The 21,937-nt window shown below is 32.1% G+C and carries 15 protein-coding genes; 14 read left to right on the top strand and 1 reads right to left on the bottom strand.

The annotated features are described in order from the left end of the window. The first annotated feature begins 15 nt into the window (after positions 1–15). From ACNQGN_RS09120 to ACNQGN_RS09055, 14 genes are all read left to right on the top strand, one after another. The gene (locus tag ACNQGN_RS09120) at positions 16–3,123 is read left to right on the top strand and encodes an efflux RND transporter permease subunit (protein ID WP_417987518.1); all 3,108 of its coding nucleotides are present in this window, start codon (positions 16–18) and stop codon (positions 3,121–3,123) included. Positions 3,124–3,140: 17 nt separating this feature from the next. Beyond that, a complete protein-coding gene (locus ACNQGN_RS09115; RefSeq protein WP_417987517.1) occupies positions 3,141–4,430 on the top strand; it encodes a TolC family protein in 1,290 nt (429 codons plus the stop codon). Positions 4,431–4,435: 5 nt separating this feature from the next. After that, positions 4,436–5,032, top strand: a complete 597-nt coding sequence (locus ACNQGN_RS09110; protein ID WP_417987516.1) for a TetR/AcrR family transcriptional regulator — start codon at positions 4,436–4,438, stop codon at positions 5,030–5,032. Positions 5,033–5,048: 16 nt separating this feature from the next. Continuing rightward, entirely contained in the window at positions 5,049–6,314 is a 1,266-nt protein-coding gene (locus ACNQGN_RS09105; RefSeq protein ID WP_417987515.1) for an NAD(P)/FAD-dependent oxidoreductase, read from the top strand. Between the two features lie 11 nt (positions 6,315–6,325). Further along, positions 6,326–6,505: a hypothetical protein gene (locus ACNQGN_RS09100; protein ID WP_417987514.1), complete on the top strand. Its 180-nt coding sequence runs from the start codon at positions 6,326–6,328 to the stop codon at positions 6,503–6,505. A gap of 395 nt (positions 6,506–6,900) precedes the next feature. Next, the gene (locus tag ACNQGN_RS09095; RefSeq protein WP_417987513.1) at positions 6,901–7,746 is read left to right on the top strand and encodes a hypothetical protein; all 846 of its coding nucleotides are present in this window, start codon (positions 6,901–6,903) and stop codon (positions 7,744–7,746) included. Between the two features lie 340 nt (positions 7,747–8,086). Continuing rightward, entirely contained in the window at positions 8,087–9,136 is a 1,050-nt protein-coding gene (locus ACNQGN_RS09090) for a glycosyltransferase family 9 protein (protein WP_417987512.1), read from the top strand. A gap of 11 nt (positions 9,137–9,147) precedes the next feature. After that, entirely contained in the window at positions 9,148–9,963 is an 816-nt protein-coding gene (locus tag ACNQGN_RS09085; protein ID WP_417987511.1) for a phospholipase A, read from the top strand. Positions 9,964–10,065: 102 nt separating this feature from the next. Beyond that, positions 10,066–12,954, top strand: coding sequence for an HD domain-containing protein (locus tag ACNQGN_RS09080; RefSeq protein WP_417987510.1), 2,889 nt, complete (start codon positions 10,066–10,068; stop codon positions 12,952–12,954). A gap of 12 nt (positions 12,955–12,966) precedes the next feature. Continuing rightward, entirely contained in the window at positions 12,967–13,590 is a 624-nt protein-coding gene (locus ACNQGN_RS09075; protein WP_417987509.1) for a Pycsar system effector family protein, read from the top strand. 147 nt (positions 13,591–13,737) lie between these two features. Continuing rightward, positions 13,738–17,406, top strand: coding sequence for a metallophosphoesterase (locus ACNQGN_RS09070; protein ID WP_417987508.1), 3,669 nt, complete (start codon positions 13,738–13,740; stop codon positions 17,404–17,406). Between the two features lie 76 nt (positions 17,407–17,482). Beyond that, positions 17,483–19,501, top strand: coding sequence for a polyphosphate kinase 1 (ppk1, locus tag ACNQGN_RS09065; protein WP_417987507.1), 2,019 nt, complete (start codon positions 17,483–17,485; stop codon positions 19,499–19,501). A 148-nt stretch (positions 19,502–19,649) separates the two neighbouring features. Further along, entirely contained in the window at positions 19,650–20,057 is a 408-nt protein-coding gene (locus tag ACNQGN_RS09060) for a lysophospholipid acyltransferase family protein (RefSeq protein ID WP_417987506.1), read from the top strand. 31 nt (positions 20,058–20,088) lie between these two features. Then, positions 20,089–20,541 (top strand): lysophospholipid acyltransferase family protein, encoded by a 453-nt coding sequence (locus ACNQGN_RS09055; protein ID WP_417987505.1) that lies wholly within the window; start codon positions 20,089–20,091, stop codon positions 20,539–20,541. A gap of 952 nt (positions 20,542–21,493) precedes the next feature. Here ACNQGN_RS09055 and ACNQGN_RS09050 read toward each other — a convergent pair. Beyond that, entirely contained in the window at positions 21,494–21,937 is a 444-nt protein-coding gene (locus ACNQGN_RS09050) for a PaaI family thioesterase (protein WP_417987504.1), read from the bottom strand.

The raw sequence follows: 21,937 nt of genomic DNA, 5'->3' as shown, positions 1-21,937 counted from the left end.
CTTAACAATAGTAATATGGAAAAGAAAAAAATGCATTTTATTGAGGCTGCAATGAAAAATAAGCAGGTGACTATTGTCCTTGTGACACTGTTAGTCTTATTTGGCATCTACTCATTGCGAAATATGCCAAGATCTGAAGATCCGAAAATAGATAAGCCAACAGCAATGATCTATGCTTTTTATCCCGGAGCTGACGAAGTACAGACAGAAAAACAACTGACTAATAAATTAGAACAATATCTTTTTTCGTTCGAAGAAGTTGATAAGCATAAAACAAAATCACAAACCAAAGACGGACAAGTATTTGTAACTGTAGAGTTGTTTACAAAAGTAAAAGACAGAAAAAAATTCTGGTCTACACTTCAGCACGGAATAAATTCTGTCCTTAAGCAAAATCTTCCTTCCGGAGTAGTTGGTCCTTACGTGAACAGTAATTTTGGTGATGTAACTGCGCAGATTATCACACTTTCCTCTAAAACAAGAAACTACAGGGATCTTGACAAATATCTGGATAAAGTTGAAGATGGGATTAAAACCATACCGGAAGTTTCCAAAATAAATAGAGCCGGAGGACAGCGTGAACAAATTTATGTAACGATTAGTGATCAAAAAGCACAACAATACGGTTTTGACATTACAACAGTGGTACAAATATTGAAAAGCCAAAACGTTACGGGTTATTCTGGCGAAATGACCATTACCAATAATACCATTCCGGTTTTTACAGATAATCAATATAAATCTGTAGATGAAATCGCTAATCAAACAATCTATACTACTCCTGATGGTACTACAGTTCATTTGAAAGATGTTGCGGATATAGAGCGCCGCTATGAGGAGGAATCTTCTTTTATCAAAATAGGTAATGATAAGGCAATGCTTGTCTCTATTGAAATGCAACCAGGGAACAATATTGTTGCATTTGGTGAAAAGATAAATGAGAAACTGGAAAAATTGCAAAAAAACTTTCCAGATGATATTAAAATCAATACTGTTTTCAGTCAGCCGGAAGTTGTAGAGCATAGTATAAGTCATTTCATGATGGAATTTGGACTGGCCATCTTATCTGTAATTGTTGTAGTAATGCTGTTACTGCCTTTCAGAATGGCTGCTGTTTCATCATTAGCCGCTCCGATTTCTGTAATGATAACATTTGGAGTAATGAATATGATTGGAATTGAATTGCATCAAGTATCATTGGCAGCACTTATCATCGTATTGGGTATGCTTGTGGACGATGCGGTAGTTGTGGTTGATAATTACATCGAAAAATTAGATGAAGGTATTACCCCATGGCAAGCCGCCTGGAAATCTGCCGAACAATTATCATTATCAATTTTCACAGCCACTTTGGCCATCATATTTGCATTTTTACCATTAGCCATTTTTATGGATGGTACTCCTGGAGATTTTATGGCATCATTACCAGTAACCATTGCAGTGGCACTTACAGCCTCTTTATTGGTAGCATTGTTTCTTACACCATACATGTGTTTTGTGTTTATCAAAAAAGGATTGCACCAGCACAAGCCAGACGGTGCACCACAGAAAAAGTCGCTCCTGGATAAATTGCAGGACGTATTTGATAAAGCGGTAACCTATTGTTTTAATAGGCCAAAATTAACTTTAGTCGGTGCTGTATTGGCTGTATTGCTAGCTGGTTTTGTAGCTACACAGGTGGACCAAGAGTTTTTCCCTATAAGTGAGCGTAACCAGTTTAATATAGAGGTTTGGATGCCAAATGGAACAGCGTTAAATGAAACTGAAAAAACGGTAAACGAGGTTGAAAAAATATTGAAAAAAGACAAACGTATCGTTAGTACTGCAAGTTTTATTGGAACTAGCTCTCCTCGTTTTCAAACTAGTTATGCCCCGGAAATACCTCGTAAAAATTTTGCACAAATCTTTATCACGACAACCAGTAACGAGGCTACGGATGAAATTATTAAAGAAAACCTGCCCAAATTTAATGGTTTTGTTAAAGATGGCTACATAAGATTTAAACAACTTAGTTTACAGGAAGGCTCTCCAATTGCAATTCGTGTTATCGGGGAAGACATGAACGATCAAAAACGTATTGGAGAGCAGATTAAAACTATTTTAGAAAAAGCGGAAGGTACTAACTGGGTTCGAAGCGATTATGAAGATGATTATGTTGGTATAAGTCTTAAAATTAATGAAGAAGCTGCTGCACGATTAGGTGTGTCAAATGAAGTGATTACACAAACATTAGGTGCCGGACTTAAAGGATATGCTGTTTCACAAGTTTGGGAAGGAGACAAACCGGTAGATATTTTTGTACGCCTTGACGCAAACAGACGTAAGGATTTCAGCAATCTTGAAAATTTGCACATCAACACCTCTTTTGGAAGCATGGTTTCGCTAAAAGAAGTGGCAAGTATTGAACCAACATGGCATACTGGTGTTATTGCACGAAGAAATGGTTTAAGAACACTTACCATAAATTCAGAAGCCCAATTGGGTGTAAAAGCAGCTACTATACTAAAGAATATAGAACCCGAAATTAAAAAACTAAAATTACCAGAAGGAATAACAATACAGTATGGAGGAGATGCTGAATCAACAGAAGAGAACATGCCGGGTATGTTAACCGCATTAGCTGTAAGTATTTTATTGATATTCATAACGCTGTTATTTCAATTCCAGGTACTAAATAAAGCTCTGATTGTTCTATCAACATTTTTATTAAGTCTTTTAGGAGCATTCCTAGGATTGTATATCACGGGAAATCCAATGGGTATGACCGCTTTTATGGGAATCATCAGTTTGATTGGGATAGTGGTTAGAAATGGAATTATACTAGTCGATTTTACAGATGAGCTGATTAAAGACCATGGTTATTCTATTAAAGATGCCGCACTTGCCGCAACAAAACGAAGAATGCGTCCCATCTTCCTCACATCATCTGCTGGTGCCGTAGGAGTAGTGCCTATGATTATTTCAAAATCACCGCTTTGGGCACCTTTGGGAAGTGTACTCGCCTTTGGACTTATTGTATCTATGGTTTTAACGCTGTTTGTTATCCCTGTGATGTATTACAAATTTGTAAAACCCGCAACAGAAACAGAACATGAAAATGAAAGTGAAGAGAATAAGCATTAATTAAAATAAAAATAAAAATGAAACATAAACTTTTTTTAAAAGGAACAATGATTATTTCAATGCTAGTATTCAGTATAGCAGGTTCTGCTCAGTCAAAAGAGCTGTCGCTAGAAGAATGTCGTAAAATGGCATTGGAAAATAATAAAAGAATAATAAGTGCTCAATTTCAAGTTGACGCTGCTAAAGCTAATTATGAAGTATCGAAAACGAACGCTTTGCCATCAATTGATGCGTCTGTCATGGGAGTACATTTAGGGAAACCATATGATCAGTCACCATTATTCCCACAAGAATTTGCTAATGCAAGTATAGACGTAAAACAGGCTATATATGCCGGAGGTAAAATCAAATTTAGCAAAGAAGCGAGTTCTAAAACAGTTGAAATTTACCAAAGTCAAAAAGCATTGACACAAACAGAAGTGATATTAGCCGTAGAAAGTGGTTACTGGAGAATAGTTCAGGCAAAGGAAAAAGTAACTCTTGCAGAAAAATACAAAGAAATGCTTAAAAGCCTAAGGCAAGATTTAAAAAACGCCGTGGATGCAGGACTCACATACAAAAATGATTTGTTAAGGTCCGAAGTAAATCTTAATCAAGCCGAACTAAATTTCATAAAAGCGAATGATGCTTTAGTAATAGCAAAACTTAATTTTTCTCAGATTATAGGGCAACACAGAGATACTAATTTTGCTGTTACTGATGAAATAAAGGGTGATTTCACACCAGTTTTAGAAATGCCTCTTGAAAATGTTGCAGATAAAAGACGCGAAATTGATATGCTCAAGAAAGCGATTGAAGTAGAGAAAATTAAAACTAAAATTATCAAAGCAGAGGTCAAACCTCAAATAGGATTATCGTTAAGTGGATTTAGTTCTTATGGCAAAAATATTAATTTTTCGAATGGTAATAATGATCTAACGTCATACTACAGTGCAGTTTCCATTAGCATGCCTGTATTTGATTGGGGAAAGAACAAAAAGAAAGTCAAAGAACAAAACTTTAAAATTCAATCAAAACAAGCGGAGTTAGAAGAACAAAAAGAATTTATAGATATCGAAGTTCAGAATGCTTATTTACAACTTAATCAATCTGTAAAAAAAATCAACTTATCAACCAACTCATTGAAACAGGCTGACGAAAATTTACGTCTTGCAAACGATCGATATAAGGTAGGAACAATAATAGGTAAAGATGTCTTAGAAGCTCAAGTAATTTGGCAAGAAGCTTATTCAAATACAATAGATGCAAAGGTTGATTATAAAGTGAACGTAGCCAATTATAAAAAAGCAATTGGTGAATTAAAATAAATAGAATGCATACTAAGAGAAAAAATATACTAGAAAGCGCCGCAATGCTATTTTTACAAAAGGGCATTAGAGCAACGACTGTTGATGAGATAGCCAAACATTGCCACATATCAAAAAAAACATTTTATTATTTTTTTGTTGATAAGGAAGTCATTATAACAGAAATCGTTCAAAATTTAATCAATAAAACAGATCAACAATTGAGGATGTTACCGGACATTTCTCCAAATGCATCTTCTGAACTTATTAGCTTTTTTCAATACCTGCAAGCTAATATTTTTGTATTCAACGCATTGTTTATGAGTGATCTGAAGAAATATTATCAGAATATCCACAACCTGTTTCTTCAAGAGAGACGAAATAAACTTGTGCCATTTTTTATTAGAAATATTGAACGCGGTGTTTCAGAAAATATGTATCGAAAACATTTAGATAGTAAGTTGACTGCTGAATTGTATTTTTTGCAACTAGACAATGCAATTGATAATATAGAAGTTTCTGATGATGAAAGATATGCGATTATTTACTATATCAATAGTTTCTTTCTTCACGGTATTATGAACAAAAGTGGATTAAAATTAGCAATTACTCATTTTAATTAAAAAAATATTCATGGCTATGAAAGCTAAAAAAATTGTTATTGTTGGGGGTGGTTTTGCAGGAGTAAATTTTGCAAAACAACTCTCTAATGATCCTGATTTCCAAATTATTATGGTTGATAAAAATAATTATCATTTTTTTTCTCCACTACTTTATCAAGTAGCCACAGCATTTATAGAGACTACCAATATTACTTATCCGTTTAGAAAGATGTTTCAGAATAAAAAAAACATCCGATTTCACTATGGAACGTTTTTAAAAGTGAACTCTTCGGAAAACACAATTGATACGGATACTGGTATTTTAGGGTATGATTACCTTGTTCTGGCCATGGGGACGGAAACCAATTATTTTGGCATAGAAAACGTAAAAGCAAATGCATTACCCATGAAAACAATTGATGATGCACTCCATTTAAGAAATATGATACTGCTTAATATGGAAAAAGCGGCACAAACTGAGAACGAAGCTGAGCGGTTAAAATTTACCAATATAGTGATAGCTGGTGGTGGTCCCACCGGTGTTGAGTTAGCCGGAATGATTGCAGAGATGGGGACTAAAATTGTAAATAAAGATTATCCGGAGATGCAGCAATCAAAAGGGAAAATTTACCTTGTAAACTCACCAGCAAACGTTTTAAATGTTATGAGTGTTTCGTCACAGCTAGATGCTAAAAAGACATTAGAAAAGCTAGGAGTAATTTTAAAACTTAGCACCTCCGTTAAAGACTATAAAAATCAACAAGTGCAATTGTCAAATGGAGAAGTTATCGATACACCTTTGTTAATTTGGACTTCAGGAGTTATCGCGCGTGAAGTTAAAGGGTTGTCAGAAAACAGTATTGGTAAAGGAAGAAGAATTTTGGTCAACAGCTATAATCTTGTTAATGACACGAACAATATATTTGCGATAGGTGATATGTGTTTACAATTTGAAGACAAAAAATATCCTCAAGGGCATCCGCAATTAGCTCAAGTAGCGATTCAACAAGGGAAACTATTAGCTAAAAATCTAAAAAATATGTTAGCTTCAAAACCAATGCAAAGGTTCGAATATAATGATAAAGGTGGCATGGCAATCATATCAAAATACAATGCTGTAGTAGATTTTCGAAAATTCTTTTTTAGTGGTTTTTTTGCTTGGATAATCTGGTTGTTTATTCATCTTATCCCGATTGCAGGATTCAGAAATAAAGTTAAGATTTTTTATAATTGGTTAACAGCTATGATAAACAATGATCCTTCATTAAGAGTAATAATTAGACCTCAAATTGAACAGAAATAAAACTTTTAAAAATGAAAGAGAATCGAAAAGAAAAAAGAAATTCGAGTAAGATGAAGCAAGTCATGGTTATTCATTCCGATGACAAAAATTGGAGTGTAAGCGACTTTTATCCAATGCAAAGCTGGTCGCTTGAAGACCGGCAATTATGGGAAAAAATTATATTCGAGAAGAAAAAAAAAGATTCGAATTAGACCCCTTGATGTTAAAATATTAATCTATAATACATTCGAGGATTCAGATAAGACAACAAAAAAATATAAAAGAAAGTTTCATTTTTGAGGTTAGTTGGGTGATTTGCCGGTTATTAATTAATCGGCATTTCTTTTTTCCATTTATAAATCATATTAAGCTCGGACGTCACTACTTCTCCCTCCACAGCCAAATTTACCATGGAATTATAGTTTTTCTCTAATTGAATACTTCAATTTAATTAAGAACTAATGTTTCAAATATTACTTTTTAAATTCCTTTTACATTAATCCTTCGCAAAAAAACGACAATAAGACCAAACATGGCGAAAAGTCGACCTTTTTAGAGCATAACCAGCTTTATATCTTTGCCTTATAATATTTAATTTAAACTTATAATGAAACATTCGTTTTTAATGACTGTGCTATTTCTTTGTGTTTTTTCTCAACACAGTAAGGCTCAGGAAGCTAATATAACACCAGAAAAATACACAGCCCATAATAAAGGGAAGTTCTTTATTCTCTGGGGAGGAAACCGAGAAAAATATTCAAAATCTGACATTACATTTAAAGGAGCTGATTATAATTTTACACTCCAAAATGTAGAGGCTCACGATAAACCCAAAGGCTGGCACCTAGATTATCTCAATCTATCCAAAATGACAATTCCACAAACCAATTTCAAATTAGGGTATTACTTAACGGATCATTATAATATTTCTATTGGTGTAGACCACATGAAATATGTAATGGATCAGGATAAAGCTGTTGATTATACAGGCTATTATTCAAATACTGGTTCCTACGGAGAAACACTACCAGGTGATCAGGTTCTGCTTACCGAGGATTTCCTCACATTTGAACATACGGACGGTTTGAATTACATACATTCCGAATTCTCCCGTGTGGATGACATTTCAAAGATTTTTAGGATAGGAAATACCGATAAGTTCCAAATAAATGTAACCGAAGGTATTGGAGGTGGATTCTTATATCCAAAAACCAATGCTAAAGTTCTGGGGAAAGAACGTCATGATGATTTGCATATTTCCGGGTATGGAATGTCGGCAAAAGTCGGTTTAAACTTTACTTTCTTCAAATACTTCTTTCTTCAAACAGAATTAAAAGGCGGCTATATTAACATGTATGACATCAGAACATCTCACAACAGTTCTGACAGAGCTTCTCAAGAATTTTTCTTTGTCCAGAGTATAATTGCTTTTGGAGGAATTTTCAGAATCTGATTTTAGTTCCTAGACACTAAAATTCTCATAGTGTTGGTAGTCATAATTTTGAGATATAAAATCCTCAGATAATTACACAATTTAAATAATATATACACTTATATAAACTTTCATATTTGTTTTAGTTAGTTGCTGATTTGCCGATTACTCGTTAATCGGCATTTCTTTTTCTCTAGAGTCTTGTGTCCATACATTTTAGATCTATTTGGCATAAAACCGACAATAAGACCAAACTTACCGAATAGCCAACCTTTTTAAAGGATAACTCGCTATATATCTTTGCTTTATAATATTTAAGTTCTTTTAAAAACAAAAAAACTTAAAACTAAATTGAAAGGCAATGGATATATTAAAAAAAGTGAATTTCGTAAGACGAAAAATAACCAAACGGTTAACTAAAAATATTGGAAGAAATACAACCAACATTACTTTTAACCACTATAATACTCGCAATGTAAAAAGAGTTTTAATTATTAGACCAAACCACACATTAGGTAATCTAATTTTATTGACACCATTACTAACTGAAGTTTCAGAAATTTTTCCAAACTGTAAGATTGACCTATTCGTGAAAGGCAATTTAGCCCCGCTACTTTTTAAAAATTATTCAAACATTGATAGAATAATTCAATTACCAAGGAAACCGTTTAGAAATATTCTTCAATATTTAAAAGTTTGGTCATCAATTGATGAAAGAACATACGATGTCGTAATTAATGTTGATAGTGACTCTTCATCAGGTAGGATTGCTACCAAAATAGCAGTTGCAGATTATAAATTTTATGGAGAAGCTGACAAAATGCAGTTTAACGAGTCACCACACTATGCTAAACAACCAGTTTATGGGTTGCGAAACTATTTATCGCAATCAGAAAAACTCAATCTAACTAAATCAATGCATGATTTAGATTTAAAACTACACCCAACTGAAATCAAAGAAGGTAAAGCAATACTGGATAAACTGGTAAAATCTAAAAATACAAAGACAATATGCTTATTCACATCCGCAACCGGTGATAAGTGCTTTCCGGAGAGTTGGTGGATGGAATTATATAAAAGATTAAAGAGAGAGTTTGCAGACATGAATATTATTGAAGTTTTACCGATAGATAATATTTCAAAGATTTCATTTAATGAACCAACATTTTACAGCAACAATATTCGGGAAATTGGAGCATTAATTAGAAACACTTCTCTTTTTATAGGAGCCGACAGCGGCATCATGCACTTAGCCAGCTCGGTTAAAGTTCCATCTATTGGTCTTTTTTCAGTGACAGACAGATACAAATACGAACCCTATAATGAGGGTAGTTTGGCAGTAAATACAAATTATTGTAGTACCAATGAGATTATTAAAATTATTACGCAGAGAATAGACTGTAAATCGTAAATAATACTATTATGAAAAAGCATATAACAATACTTACTGTATTATTTCTAACCTCCTTCAATTTGTTTAGTCAAAAAATTTCACAAGACTCGATAAGTGATATAATAAATAATGCGCCTTCATTTACAATCTTTCAGGATAACTATTTCATGACTGGTCCTACATTAGATGGCCCGGTAAGTCGCAATACATCAGACGCAAAGTTTCAAATTAGTTTCAAACAGCGTTTAACAAAATCCACCCTGCCATTCAATACCTATCTTTTCCTCGCTTATACACAAAAATCGTTTTGGAAGATTTATAAAGATTCGAGTCCTTTTTCCGAAACTAATTACAATCCGGCTTTGGGAATTGGGAAATTTTTCGTCAATAAAAATAGTTTGCTTAGAATAGTAGCGATTGCTTATGAACACGAATCTAATGGCAAGGATAGTATATATTCAAGATCCTGGAATAGAATAAGTTTTCAATACATGCAAGAATTATCCAAAACTTCATCGATAACATTAAAGGGATGGATTCCAATGTCCTATAAACACGACAACCCAGATTTAATAAAATACGTTGGCTACGGCGAAATTAGCTATTCGCAAAAAATATGCAATGGACGATTTATTTTTGATATAACATCAAGAAAAGCAATGTCCTGGGACGACATAGGCTCTATTTCTACACAAGTTTCTTATCGTATTAGTAAGAATAACAATCAATATTTATCAGTTCAGTACTATACGGGTTATGCAGAAAGTCTGGTAGATTATACTCAAAAAACCAATATGATACGATTTGGGTTTGTAATAAAGCCATCAAAATCAGTTTTTTATTAATGTTTTAGATGTGATTTAGTAAGATTGATTCCCATTTTCGAGTAAAAGAAAGTTGTGATAATAATACATTTTTGTATGAACTACTATTAAATAAAAACAAATATGATTAAGAATTATAAATATTTAAGCCCTTTCAGGATTTTAATTTCTTTCCACAAATTAGTTGAAGGATTGGAACAAATTGCTGTATCTGATATTGAATATAAATCAAATTATGCCAATAGTTTATTAAATCAAATCAAAGGTATACCTGAAATTATTAATGGTATTGATAATCTAGAAATATTTAAAAACAATCAAAAGTTAATCCAGAATATACTCGCCGATTTGTTTCCCTCAGCCTTAACATTCAATGAAATAAAAGCAGTGACAATACCTTTCTACGATATTACATTTAATTATTCGGAACGATTTAAAAAAATTTTAGATGATGCCGGAATGTCTTTTGATATTAGTATTAGGGACATGGATGAACATCAGTTTTATATTATGAACTGTACGTTTATACTAAATGCCTATTATAAACAAAAGATTAATTTCGAAAAACCATTATTCTATGACATTCCGGACAAAAATGGAATTGTTAAACATTATAAAATAGTTTATAATACTGACTTTCTGGAAATATATCCAGCAAAAAAAACTAGGTTTTTAACTCAAGAAGAAATTGAAGAATTAATCGATAATTATCACAATATAGAATTATGGAAGAAAGCGTTTCCTTATAATAGTTGGTTCTTAAAGGGATTTGCAATAATAACATTAGTGGATGTAACGTTGGAAAATGCTGTTTCAAATCTGAAATCAAACCTATTAAAAACAAACATAGAAAAAGTTGAACTTAATGATAGTTTTGAATCCATTTTTAGATCGGTTTTTAAGATACCTGATTTAAAAGTAGGGTTTACTCTTTATGATGATGAAGAAGGAATATTCATAAAACCTCCATTTAATGAAGGTAATTTTGAAAGTTTTATACTGTTAGACACAAAAAAAGCAGATTGCAAAAATGTTCTTTGTGGATGCTCCTTTGAAAGTTTGGTTGAAAATAATAAGCCCTTCATAATCCCAAATGTTTTTGATTTTTCTATGAGCAATAATCCATTTGGAACACATTTACTGAGTAAGGATATTCAAAGTTTTTTGTTGGCACCTGTCATTAAAGACAAAAATTTATTAGGGCTACTACAACTCGCATCATCAACTATTAGAGCTTTAAATTCTGTTAACGCTAATAAATTGGAGCTGTTATTACCATATATATCAGATACTATTGAAAAAAGTAATGATGACATGGTAAATCATTTAGAGGCAATTATTCAAAAAGAATATACTTTAATTCATCCAAGTGTCTATTGGAAATTCAAAAAAGAAGTTCGAAACTATTTTCACTCAAATATCTCAATCAAAGATTATACTTTCAAAGAGATTGTATTTAAAGAGGTCTATCCATTATATGGACAAATAGATATTAAGGACTCTTCTGAAAATAGGAATAAAGCAATTGTAAATGATTTGAAAGATCAAATCAATCAAATCATTACTATAATTGAAGTCTTAAATTTCGATAAAAAAGTTGGAGTCATTGAACAAAAAAAATATGAATTACAAAACTTTTTATTAGAATTAGACCAACCATTAAAGAATAATTCAGAACAAATAATTCACCATTACATAGAAACAGAAATCCATTCCTTTTTAAAAAATTTTGAAATTAATCAACAAACTGAAAGTCAAATAAAGGACTATTTCAATAAGCTAGACCCAAAAACAGGAATGTTTTATCAAACACGCAAAGATTTTGATGATACAATAATGAGCATCAATAAAAAACTTTCTAACATTTTGGAAAGTAAACAACAACAAGCCCAGGAAATTTTTCCTCACTACTATGAAAGTTTTAAAACTGATGGTGTGGAGCACAATTTGTATATCGGGGCATCCATTGAACCTAACAAAGTCTTTAATACAATTTATTTGCAAAACTTACGACTATGGCAATTGGAAACACTTTGCGAAATGGAATTAGAACACCATAAACTTAAAACAACTTTGCCCTATACGCTTGATGTAACTTCACTCATACTTGCAACCAACACTCCTATTTCTATTCGTTTTAGAATGGATGAAAAACGGTTTGATGTTGATGGCTCGTATAATGCACGTTACGAAGTGGTAAAAAAAAGAATTGACAAAGCATTTGTAAAAAATTCTGAAGAACGTATTACTCAAAAAGAAAAAATAACGATTGTGTATTCCAATTCAACTCAAGAAAAAGAATACATCAAATACATCAAATACCTCCAGCACAAAAATGTATTAGAAACCGAAATAGAAAAATTAGAGGTTGAAGATTTACAAGCTGTTTCTGGTTTAAAAGCACTTAGGGTAAAAGTAAAGCATAATGACAATAGTTTGTTAATTGAAGCAAAGGAATTCATCACAAAACTTTTTAAAGAAAGATTAGATTCAAAATATTCATATCACAATTTAGAACACACAAAAAGTGTTGTGATGGGTATTGAAACCATTTGCAGTGCCGAAAAAATAGACCTGGAAAAAACAAAAGTACTACTTTTAGCTGCCTGGTTTCATGATGCAGGTTATATTGAAGGAGTTGATAATCACGAAAAAAAGAGTGTTGAAATTGCTTTAGGTTTTCTACAGGATAAAAACATTTCAGAGAACATTCAGCAAAAAGTATGTGATTTAATCTTGGCTACTACATTTAATTATAATCCAAAAAACATATTAGAAAAAATAATTAAAGATGCAGACAATGCCCATTTGGCGCATGAAAACTATACGGATTTATTAGAACTACTAAGAGAAGAATGGGAGAACTCAATTAATAAAAAATATTGCGATGACGATTGGTACGCTATCAATATCGAATTCCTTAAAAAGCATCAATATTTTACAAAATTTGCGCAAAAAGAATGGCAGAATTCAAAAGATAAAAACCTGAAATTAATTAAAAAAAACTTTTAATACAATAATCTTATGGAACCTAACGTACCTCAAAACGATATATTAGAAAAATCACTTCTGCTAGAAAACGATAAAAAGAGAAAGAAGAAAAACTATAAATCAGAAAAACCGGAGAGAGGTATCGATACAATGTTTAGGACTACTCTCAATAATCACAACAATTTAAGCCGCTTTGTTGATAATAAGGCTAACATTTTACTATCTGTGAATGCTATAATCATTTCGGTTTCGCTTTCAACAATTATTCCAAAATTGGACAATCCCGCAAATGCACATTTAATAATACCAACATTAGTTTTGATTGTGTCCAGCGTAACTTCTATAACAATTGCTATCCTGGCTACTAGGCCCAGCGTTACAAAAGGCAGCTTTACAAGAAATGAAGTAGAGGAAAAAAAGGTAAATCTATTGTTTTTTGGAAATTTTTACAAAATGCCTTACCAGGATTATAATTGGGCAATGAATGAATTAATGAAAGATAGGGATTACATCTATAACTCGATGATCAAGGACTTGTATCATCTGGGCATTGTTTTAGAAAAAAAATACAGATTATTAAGAACCACTTACAACATTTTTATGTGGGGAATTATTATTTCTGTCATGGCATTTTTAATTGCTTTTAAATTCAGATAACCGAATAATTATGAAATCGCCGGGGACAACAAGTTTGTTGTAAACAATTGAAAATCATCGAACATGTATGAAAATAAAAAATTGTGAGATAAGCAACCATGAAGATAGCGATTCCATATGGCCTATAAAAACAAATAATATTCTAATATGAAAAATATAAAACTATATCTGTTACCATTCTTGATTATCGTACAATCATGTGCTACTTTTAAGCCACAATTTAGTCCAGATAAAAAACCAGAAAGCTATCCAAACGATAAAAAAGTTGTACATACTTTCTTTCTGATTGGCGATGCTGGTGACGGATTTAAAGACACCATAAAAAGCTCCGAGCCATCATTATCAGATCAGATAAATAGTGCCGCTGAAAAAAGCACCTTACTATTTTTAGGAGATAATATCTATCCCGCTAGAATGCACGAAAAAAACAGTTTGAAACGCCATGAGGCCGAAAAAGTACTTCAAAACCAAATTGATCTTGTAAACTCCTTTAAAGGAAAAACTATTTTTATTCCAGGCAATCACGACTGGTATAGTAACGGCCCTGAGGGTTTAAAAAGAGAACAGGAATTTGTTGAAAAACAATTAGGGAAAAAATCCTTTTTACCAAAAAATGGTTGTGCAATTGAAACTGTCAATATTGGAAATGACATAGTGCTCATTATCGTCGATTCACAATGGTACATTACCGATTGGGACAACCACCCTACAATAAATGAAGATTGTACCATAAAAACAAAAAATCAGTTTTTAGACGAATTTAGAAGTGAGATAAAGAAAGCTAGAGGTAAAACAACACTTGTGGCAATCCACCACCCAATGTACAGCAATGGTCCACATGGCGGAGAGTATTCTTTTAAAAGCCACTTAATTCCTTTGCCTGTTTTAGGAAGCTTAAAAAACTTAATCCGAAAAACCAGTGGCATTTCTAATGCCGATATGCAAAATAAAAATTATAACGAATTAAAAAAGAACCTGGTTGTCGCAGCACAACAAAATGACAAAGTAATTTTTGTTTCAGGACACGAACACAACTTGCAATACATTGTTGAAGACAACTTGCATCAAATCATCAGCGGATCTGCTTCAAAAAAATCTGAAACACGAAACAAAAAAGGAGGTAAATTTTCGTACGGAGTTAATGGATATGCCATATTGGATGTTTTTGATGACGGCTCCTCCTTTGTGCGTTTTATAAATAGTGGTGACAAAAAAATAGTGTGCCAATCACAAATTTTGCCTGCTGATACGAAAAAGCAAAATTTAAATTTTGAAAGTAATTTTCCAACCGAAATTAAAAGTGTCATTTACGATAAAAAGGCTACAAGCAAATCTATGGGCTATGATTTTTTATGGGGAAAAAGATATAGAGATAGTTACAGTACTTCGGTAACAGCAAAAACCGTAGATCTCGATACGTTATTTGGTGGATTAACTCCCGTTAGAAAAGGAGGCGGAAGTCAATCGAAAGCCCTGCGATTGAAAACCAAATCCGGAAAACAATACGTGATGAGGGCCATGAAGAAAAATGGCAGCCAATTCATCCAATCGGCATTTTTAGAAGATCAGTATGTTGAAGAAAAGTTTCAAAATACTTCTGCCGAAGCTTTGGTTATGGATGTTTTTACAGGTTCCTATCCTTACGCTCCATTTACAATTGCAACTCTTTCTGATGCTATTGGCGTTTATCATTTAAATCCAAAACTGTATTACATTCCAAAGCAAAAAGCGTTGGGCGATTTTAATTCTGAGTTCGGAGACGAACTATACCTTCTGGAAGAGCAAGCTTCTGGTGGCAATATTGAACTTACAAATCCATATTTTACAGGTAATGTAATTAGTACCGCTGATTTGGTAGAAGAACTTCATTCAGACGAAAACAAAACAGTAGATGAAGCGGCTTATATTAAAGCGCGATTGTTTGACATGCTCATCAATGATTGGGACAGGCATCAGGACCAATGGAGGTGGCTTGAATTTAAAGAAAACGGGAAAACAATTTTCCGGCCATTGCCAAGAGACAGAGACCAGGCGTTCTCTAAAATGTCAGACGGATTTATTTTAGGCGCGGCAGTAAAACTAATACCGCCCGCAAGATTGTTAAGAAAGTATAGTGATGATATAAAAGACGTCAAAGGCTTCAACATAGAACCTTATCCTCTTGATATTGCCTTTATCAGAACTACAGATAAAGAAGTATGGGATGCACAAGCAAGTCAAATACAAAATAATCTGACTGATGAAGTAATAGAAAGGGCGTTTCAAAATGTTCCGAAAGAGCTAAGGGATGAAACCATGCTATCCATTAAGCAAACACTCAAAGCAAGAAAAAATAATTTACAAAAAATCGCGGACAGGTATTTTGCATTAGTCAATAAGTACGCCGTGATAACCGGAACTAACAAGGACGATTTTATAAAAATTGAATGTAAGGAAAATGGCGATGTGGTATTAGCAATATTCCGCAAAAAGCGCGACAATACCAATGAACTGTTTATTCAAAAATCATACAATCCGAAAGTGACAAAAGAACTTTGGGTATATGGACTTGATGACAAAGATAATTTTGAAGTGACCGGTACAAGCAAAAAAATAAAAATTCGGTTGATAGGCGGGCAAAATAATGACGAATACCATGTACAAAATGGTAAAAATATATACATCTACGATTATAAAACTAAAAAGAATATTATTGATCATACTGCTAATGCAAATTTAAAACTAACAGATGATTATAATATAAATACATATGACTATAAAAAATTGCAAGCAAGTACAAATCAAATTATTCCTATTCTCGGAGCAAATCCCGATGATGGTTTTAAAATTGGTATAAACGATACGTATACGTTATATGGTTTTGAGAGAAATCCTTTTTCAGAAAGACATCAATTCAAAGCAGCATATTATTTTACAACAAATGGTTATGAACTAAATTACAAAGGGGAATTTGCCAACGTATTTGGTAAACTTAATCTGGTAGTGCAATCCAATTTTCAAAGTGCCAACTTTAGTCAAAATTTTTTTGGATATGGAAATGAAACTGAAAATGATGATGGTATTTACGGATTAGACTACAACCGTGTGAAAGTACAAGAATTCGGCTTTGCACCATCTCTTGTTTGGAAAGGAAAAGGTGGCAGTAACCTATCATTTGGGCTATCCTATAAAGCAATAGAAGTTGAAGATACAAAAGGTAGATTTGTTGAAAACAATAATGAATTGCCTGAAACAATTTTAGAAAGCAATCGATTTATAGGAGTAAATTCAAAATACCAATTCGAGAACTATGACAATAAGATCTATCCAACTATCGGAATGAAAACGTCGCTAGAAGTAGGATTTACATCAAATATAGAAGATAATAAAAGAAATTTCGTTTATATAATTCCGGAAGTTAGTTTTAATCACAAATTAGTCCCCTCGGGAAAATTAGTATTAGCAACCCAAATTAAGAGCCATATTATTTTCAATAGCAACTACGAATTTTATCAGGCAGCTTCTATTGGTGGAAATGATGGTTTAAGGGGATTTAGAAACCAACGATTTACAGGGCAGCAATCGTTATTTCAAAATACCGATATTAGGTATACATTCAAAAGTATGAAAACAAACATTATTCCTATAAGGATGGGCATGTATGGCGGTTTTGATTATGGCCGGATTTGGATTAAGGATGATAATTCAAACAAATGGAATAATTCTTATGGCGGTGGTTTTTTCATTAATGGAGCCGAATTACTAACAGCAAATCTTAGCTTATTCAATTCCATTGATGGATTAAGACTGGCTTTTTCACTAGGATTTCAATTTTAATAATAATATATGGATAAGATAATAGGATTAACATTTCCCATTTCTATTTTTGTTCAAACCCTAATACAAAAATATCGTGCAACATAGTAGTATTCCTTCCGAAATTTCTTGGCTTTCCTTCAACAGTTGCGTTTTAGATGAAGCCAATGATAGTAGCAACTCACTGTATGAGCGTATTAAGTTTTTAGCAATTCATTCTTCTAATTTAGATGAGTTTTTTAGAGTGAAAATCAATAAATTACTAAAAGGGAGTTCAGAGAAAGATAGCGCTTTATTTGACCAGATTTTATCGGAAGTAAACCTTCAACAAAATAAATTCGGGGTGATTTGGAAAGATACAATTGTACCTGAATTAGCAGATAATAAAATTATTTTCTATGAAAATCAAGAAATTATACAGCAACACTTAGACGAAATTGAGTATTATTTTAAAAGCATTATTCTTTCCTATATTCAGGTTGTTTACATTACTGAAAACACCCCAAAATCATATTTTTTAAATAATCGGGGATTATATTTACTGGTAAAATTAAAAGATGCTACTGGAATTTTCAACTATGCTTACTTAAATATTCCTTCAGACAAACTGGATCGTTACAAACAATTGCAAAGTATAAAAGATACAAACTATATTATTTCTATTGACACCATAATCAGGAAATGTTTATCCTTTATATTTCCTCTGGAACAAATTATTTCCTGCAATGCTATAAAATTAAATAGAGATGAAAATTATGAAATTCCTGATGAAACTTCTGGAGATTTAATAGCAAAAATTGAAGCAAAAATTGAAGAACGGAAATCGGGTTCATCAACACGGTTTTTGTATGATTTTAATATGGAACCTGAAACTGTTTTAGTTTGCAAAAAATCATTCCGTTTGCAGGAGAATGAAATGATTAAAGGCGGAAGTCATCATAATCTTTTTGATTTATTCAAATTTCCAAATCCAATAAAACCGAAACTTCAAGGTCAAAACTATCCTGCACTAAAACATTTACCTTTTGAAAATAACACCTCTATTTTTGAAATTATTGATAAACAAAGTCAATTGATTCATTTTCCATACCAATCCTATCATTATGTATTACAGTTTTTCAATCAAGCTGCAATTCATAAAAATGTCACTAGAATAAAGATTACTTTATACCGTATTTCATCACAATCGCTGATTGCAAATGCCTTGATAAGTGCTGCGAAAAATGGTAAAAAAGTAACCGTTTTTGTCGAAGTCAAAGCCAGATTTGATGAAAATAACAATTTGTTTTGGTCGAAAGAAATGGAAAAGGCAGGCATCAAAATTATATATAGCATGCCTAATTTAAAAGTACATGCCAAAGTTGCGCTTGTTACCATGAAAAGTGAAGATGGTAAAAATAAATTTTACAGCTATTTATCTACAGGTAATTTTAACGAAACTACTGCCAGTATTTATTCTGATTTTGGTTTTTTCACTTCAGAAGAAAAATACACAACCGATTTGAAAAAAGTATTTACATTTTTAAAAACTAAAGAAAAAGCAGTAGCAATAAAAAATCTTTTGGTTGCAGGTTTTAATATGAAAGACAAACTAATCGGATTGATAGACAATGAAATAACAAACAAGAAAGCAGGAAGAGAGGCGGCAATTTTATTAAAAGTAAATGGAATTGATGAAAAAGAGGTTATTTGCAAGCTTATCGAGGCAAGTCAGGCAGGTGTTGAAGTAATTCTTTTGGTAAGAGGAATTTGTACTGTATTGCCGGGAATTAAAAATATTACCGCGAATATAAAAATCTATCGAATTGTAGATATGTTTTTAGAGCACGGAAGAATATACAGATTTGCTAATGGTGGAAAAGAAAAAATCTACCTGTCATCTGCCGATATGTTGAGTAGAAACTTAAACAGAAGAATTGAAGTTGCTTTCCCAATACATGATGGACTTCATAAAGCAGAAATAAATACAATAATTCAATTACAATTAGAAGATAACACAAAAAAAAGAACTATTAATGCTAAAGGATTGAATGACCCAATTAGTATCAATCTCAACAATCCTAGACGCTCTCAAACAGAAATTTACAATTGGATTGCGAAAAAAAATAATGTATGACTAAAACTTTAATAGAGATGAAATGTTTCAAAAAAATCACACCGGTGGGTTTGATTGTTTTTATGATGAGGTGTTTACTTTCTAGGCTAATCTATTGAAGCTTATCAATAGATCTTTTAAATCAAAAAAAAATATAAAGAATAAAATATTGATTGCCTTTTTACTTTACCCGATTTCACTAATTCCATTAAGGATCTTATATCTCATTTCAGATTTTTTTATTTTTTTACTGTATTATATTTTTAAGTACCGCCGTAAGGTAGTTGCTGAAAATATCAACAAATCATTTCGTAATCTAACGGATATTGAAAGAATTAGTATTGAAAAAAAATTCTACAGGGATTTTTGCGACAATTTTATCGAAACTATAAAACTACTTTCCATTTCCGAGAAAAAGTTACAGGCACACATTACGGCAGACTATTCTCAATTGGAGAAGATACTTGCCGAAGATCAAAATTGCCATATCTATTTAGGACATCAATTCAATTGGGAATGGGCAAATGCGCACATAGCGTCAATGCTAAAAAAAAACAAATGTTGTTGTGGTTTATAAACCTTTGAGTAGTCGTTCAGCAAATGATTTAATGCTAAAGATAAGAAGTCGTTTTGGCTCAAAAATGGTAGCTTCAAAAAATATGAAAAAAGAAATGGTGAAGTTTTCAGACAAACAGCACGTTCTGGTTTTAGTTGCAGATCAAAACCCAAAAATTCCACAAAAAAGTTTTTGGACCCAGTTTCTTTCACAAAGAACAGCGTTTTTGAGCGGCACCGAATTAAATACGGCGCATTACAAAACACCAAGCCTTTTTGCAAATATTATTCGCGAAAAAAGAGGGCATTATAAATTTATTTTAGAACCAATTTTTGATTTTTCTGGACCTTATAAAATAGGAATTATAACTAGTATTTTTACAGAAAAACTGGAAAAGGCAGTTATGTCAAATCCGGAGAATTACTTATGGAGTCATAAGCGTTGGAAACATATATACAAAAACGAATACCAAAAAAGATGGATTAAAAAATCAATTGAAGTTTAGCAAGAGTAAATTTGGTTTTCTAAAGTCATACACTCAAAAAGGAAAACTATATTCTACTAGTGTTATTGACGAAGGTGGATTTGTAAAAACTACCACTTCTAAAAAGTATTGAAATGTCAGTTAAAGATGAGTATACCAGAATAGTAATAGCAGGTTTTTTACAGGTCTTTAAGTTGTTTTTCTTCCAAAAAAGAATCAATTAAATCCAAAAATGCAGGGATAAAATTTACTTTAGAAAGCAGAATTTTTTAGAACCTTTACATTTCAAAACAATCGGCTAAGAGTTTCAAATCTTCTAATAAAAGGTTCGAATTTTGTACCATTAGGCACTTTAGAGGATGATCATTTATGATTGTCCTCTTTTTTGTTTGATTTAATTTGCTGATTTGTAATTGGTTATGGAGAGGTTTTTAAGATTTTTACTGGTTCGATAATTTTGATTCGTAAAGATGATTTTAAAGAAAATAAGAAAATAGATAATAAAAACAATGATTAGAGGTTCGATATCCCCTTAGGGGATGCTATCAACTCTGATATATTTGAGCATCTCGATTCGAATATGCTTTAGTAAATATATACAGGAAATTAAGTATCTCTTTTATCTGTGCTACGCTTGTATCGATACCATTCTTTTCAATATTTTCATTGTCTGATTGACAGAGACTCTTCTTTCTGAGAAAACTCTGGGGTTACTATGTGAAATTTGGTCAATGATTCCGATGTTTAGAAAATTATTGTTGGTAATATATTGATCACTATAAGTACTTATAAATATTAGATTCGAGAAGTAGTTGACTTAATCAAATACTTTCAAAAAGAAACCACTTCATTTGAAGTGGCTTTTTGTAATTTAATTGTCAATTTATAAACCAATAAAATTTGAAGCATTAAGTTATATTAAAAGTTTACTGATTTTTGAATCATATACTTTCTATTAAAATTGGATAGGAATTTAAAAGGGGATTCTAGTAGAACTAATTGCGAGATTAGAACTTGCTTTAGCAACAAGTTTGCTATTATTTTGATTTATGACTACTGCATTGAAATGAATGATCATTTTTCCTAACTTGATTAATTCTGTTTTAACCAAAACGGTGTCATTTTCAAAAGCAGGATTAAAAAAATCGATATTTAAATTAATAGTAGGATAGAAGTTTTCTAAGCCAAGTATCATAAAATTAACACCAATGCAGTGATCAACCATACTTGAAGTAACACCTCCATGAAGTATCCCAACAGGGTTGGTCATTTCTTTTCTAACTATAAATTGAAATTCCACTGCTTTATCATTTACGGAGACTACTGTTCCATTTAACCATTGAGCAAAAGGAGACGGACTCCCTGTAAATGGTTTGCCAATGAAACTTTGTAGTAATTGAAGTCTTTTGTTTTCCAT

Origin of the sequence: Flavobacterium rhamnosi, assembly GCF_048286515.1 — a bacterium.
Classification (GTDB): domain Bacteria; phylum Bacteroidota; class Bacteroidia; order Flavobacteriales; family Flavobacteriaceae; genus Flavobacterium.
The sequence above is the reverse complement of the archived record's forward strand: the minus strand, read 5'-3'. Positions and strand labels throughout refer to the sequence as shown.

Bases quoted from the DNA above. Each gene is read 5' to 3' on its own strand.
- ACNQGN_RS09120 (WP_417987518.1), top strand. From the start codon at position 16: ATGGAAAAGAAAAAAATGCATTTTATTGAGGCTGCAATGAAAAATAAG.
- ACNQGN_RS09115 (WP_417987517.1), top strand. From the start codon at position 3,141: ATGAAACATAAACTTTTTTTAAAAGGAACAATGATTATTTCAATGCTA.
- ACNQGN_RS09110 (WP_417987516.1), top strand. From the start codon at position 4,436: ATGCATACTAAGAGAAAAAATATACTAGAAAGCGCCGCAATGCTATTT.
- ACNQGN_RS09105 (WP_417987515.1), top strand. From the start codon at position 5,049: ATGAAAGCTAAAAAAATTGTTATTGTTGGGGGTGGTTTTGCAGGAGTA.
- ACNQGN_RS09100 (WP_417987514.1), top strand. From the start codon at position 6,326: ATGAAAGAGAATCGAAAAGAAAAAAGAAATTCGAGTAAGATGAAGCAA.
- ACNQGN_RS09095 (WP_417987513.1), top strand. From the start codon at position 6,901: ATGAAACATTCGTTTTTAATGACTGTGCTATTTCTTTGTGTTTTTTCT.
- ACNQGN_RS09090 (WP_417987512.1), top strand. From the start codon at position 8,087: ATGGATATATTAAAAAAAGTGAATTTCGTAAGACGAAAAATAACCAAA.
- ACNQGN_RS09085 (WP_417987511.1), top strand. From the start codon at position 9,148: ATGAAAAAGCATATAACAATACTTACTGTATTATTTCTAACCTCCTTC.
- ACNQGN_RS09080 (WP_417987510.1), top strand. From the start codon at position 10,066: ATGATTAAGAATTATAAATATTTAAGCCCTTTCAGGATTTTAATTTCT.
- ACNQGN_RS09075 (WP_417987509.1), top strand. From the start codon at position 12,967: ATGGAACCTAACGTACCTCAAAACGATATATTAGAAAAATCACTTCTG.
- ACNQGN_RS09070 (WP_417987508.1), top strand. From the start codon at position 13,738: ATGAAAAATATAAAACTATATCTGTTACCATTCTTGATTATCGTACAA.
- ACNQGN_RS09055 (WP_417987505.1), top strand. From the start codon at position 20,089: ATGCTAAAGATAAGAAGTCGTTTTGGCTCAAAAATGGTAGCTTCAAAA.
- ACNQGN_RS09050 (WP_417987504.1), bottom strand. From the start codon at position 21,937: ATGGAAAACAAAAGACTTCAATTACTACAAAGTTTCATTGGCAAACCA.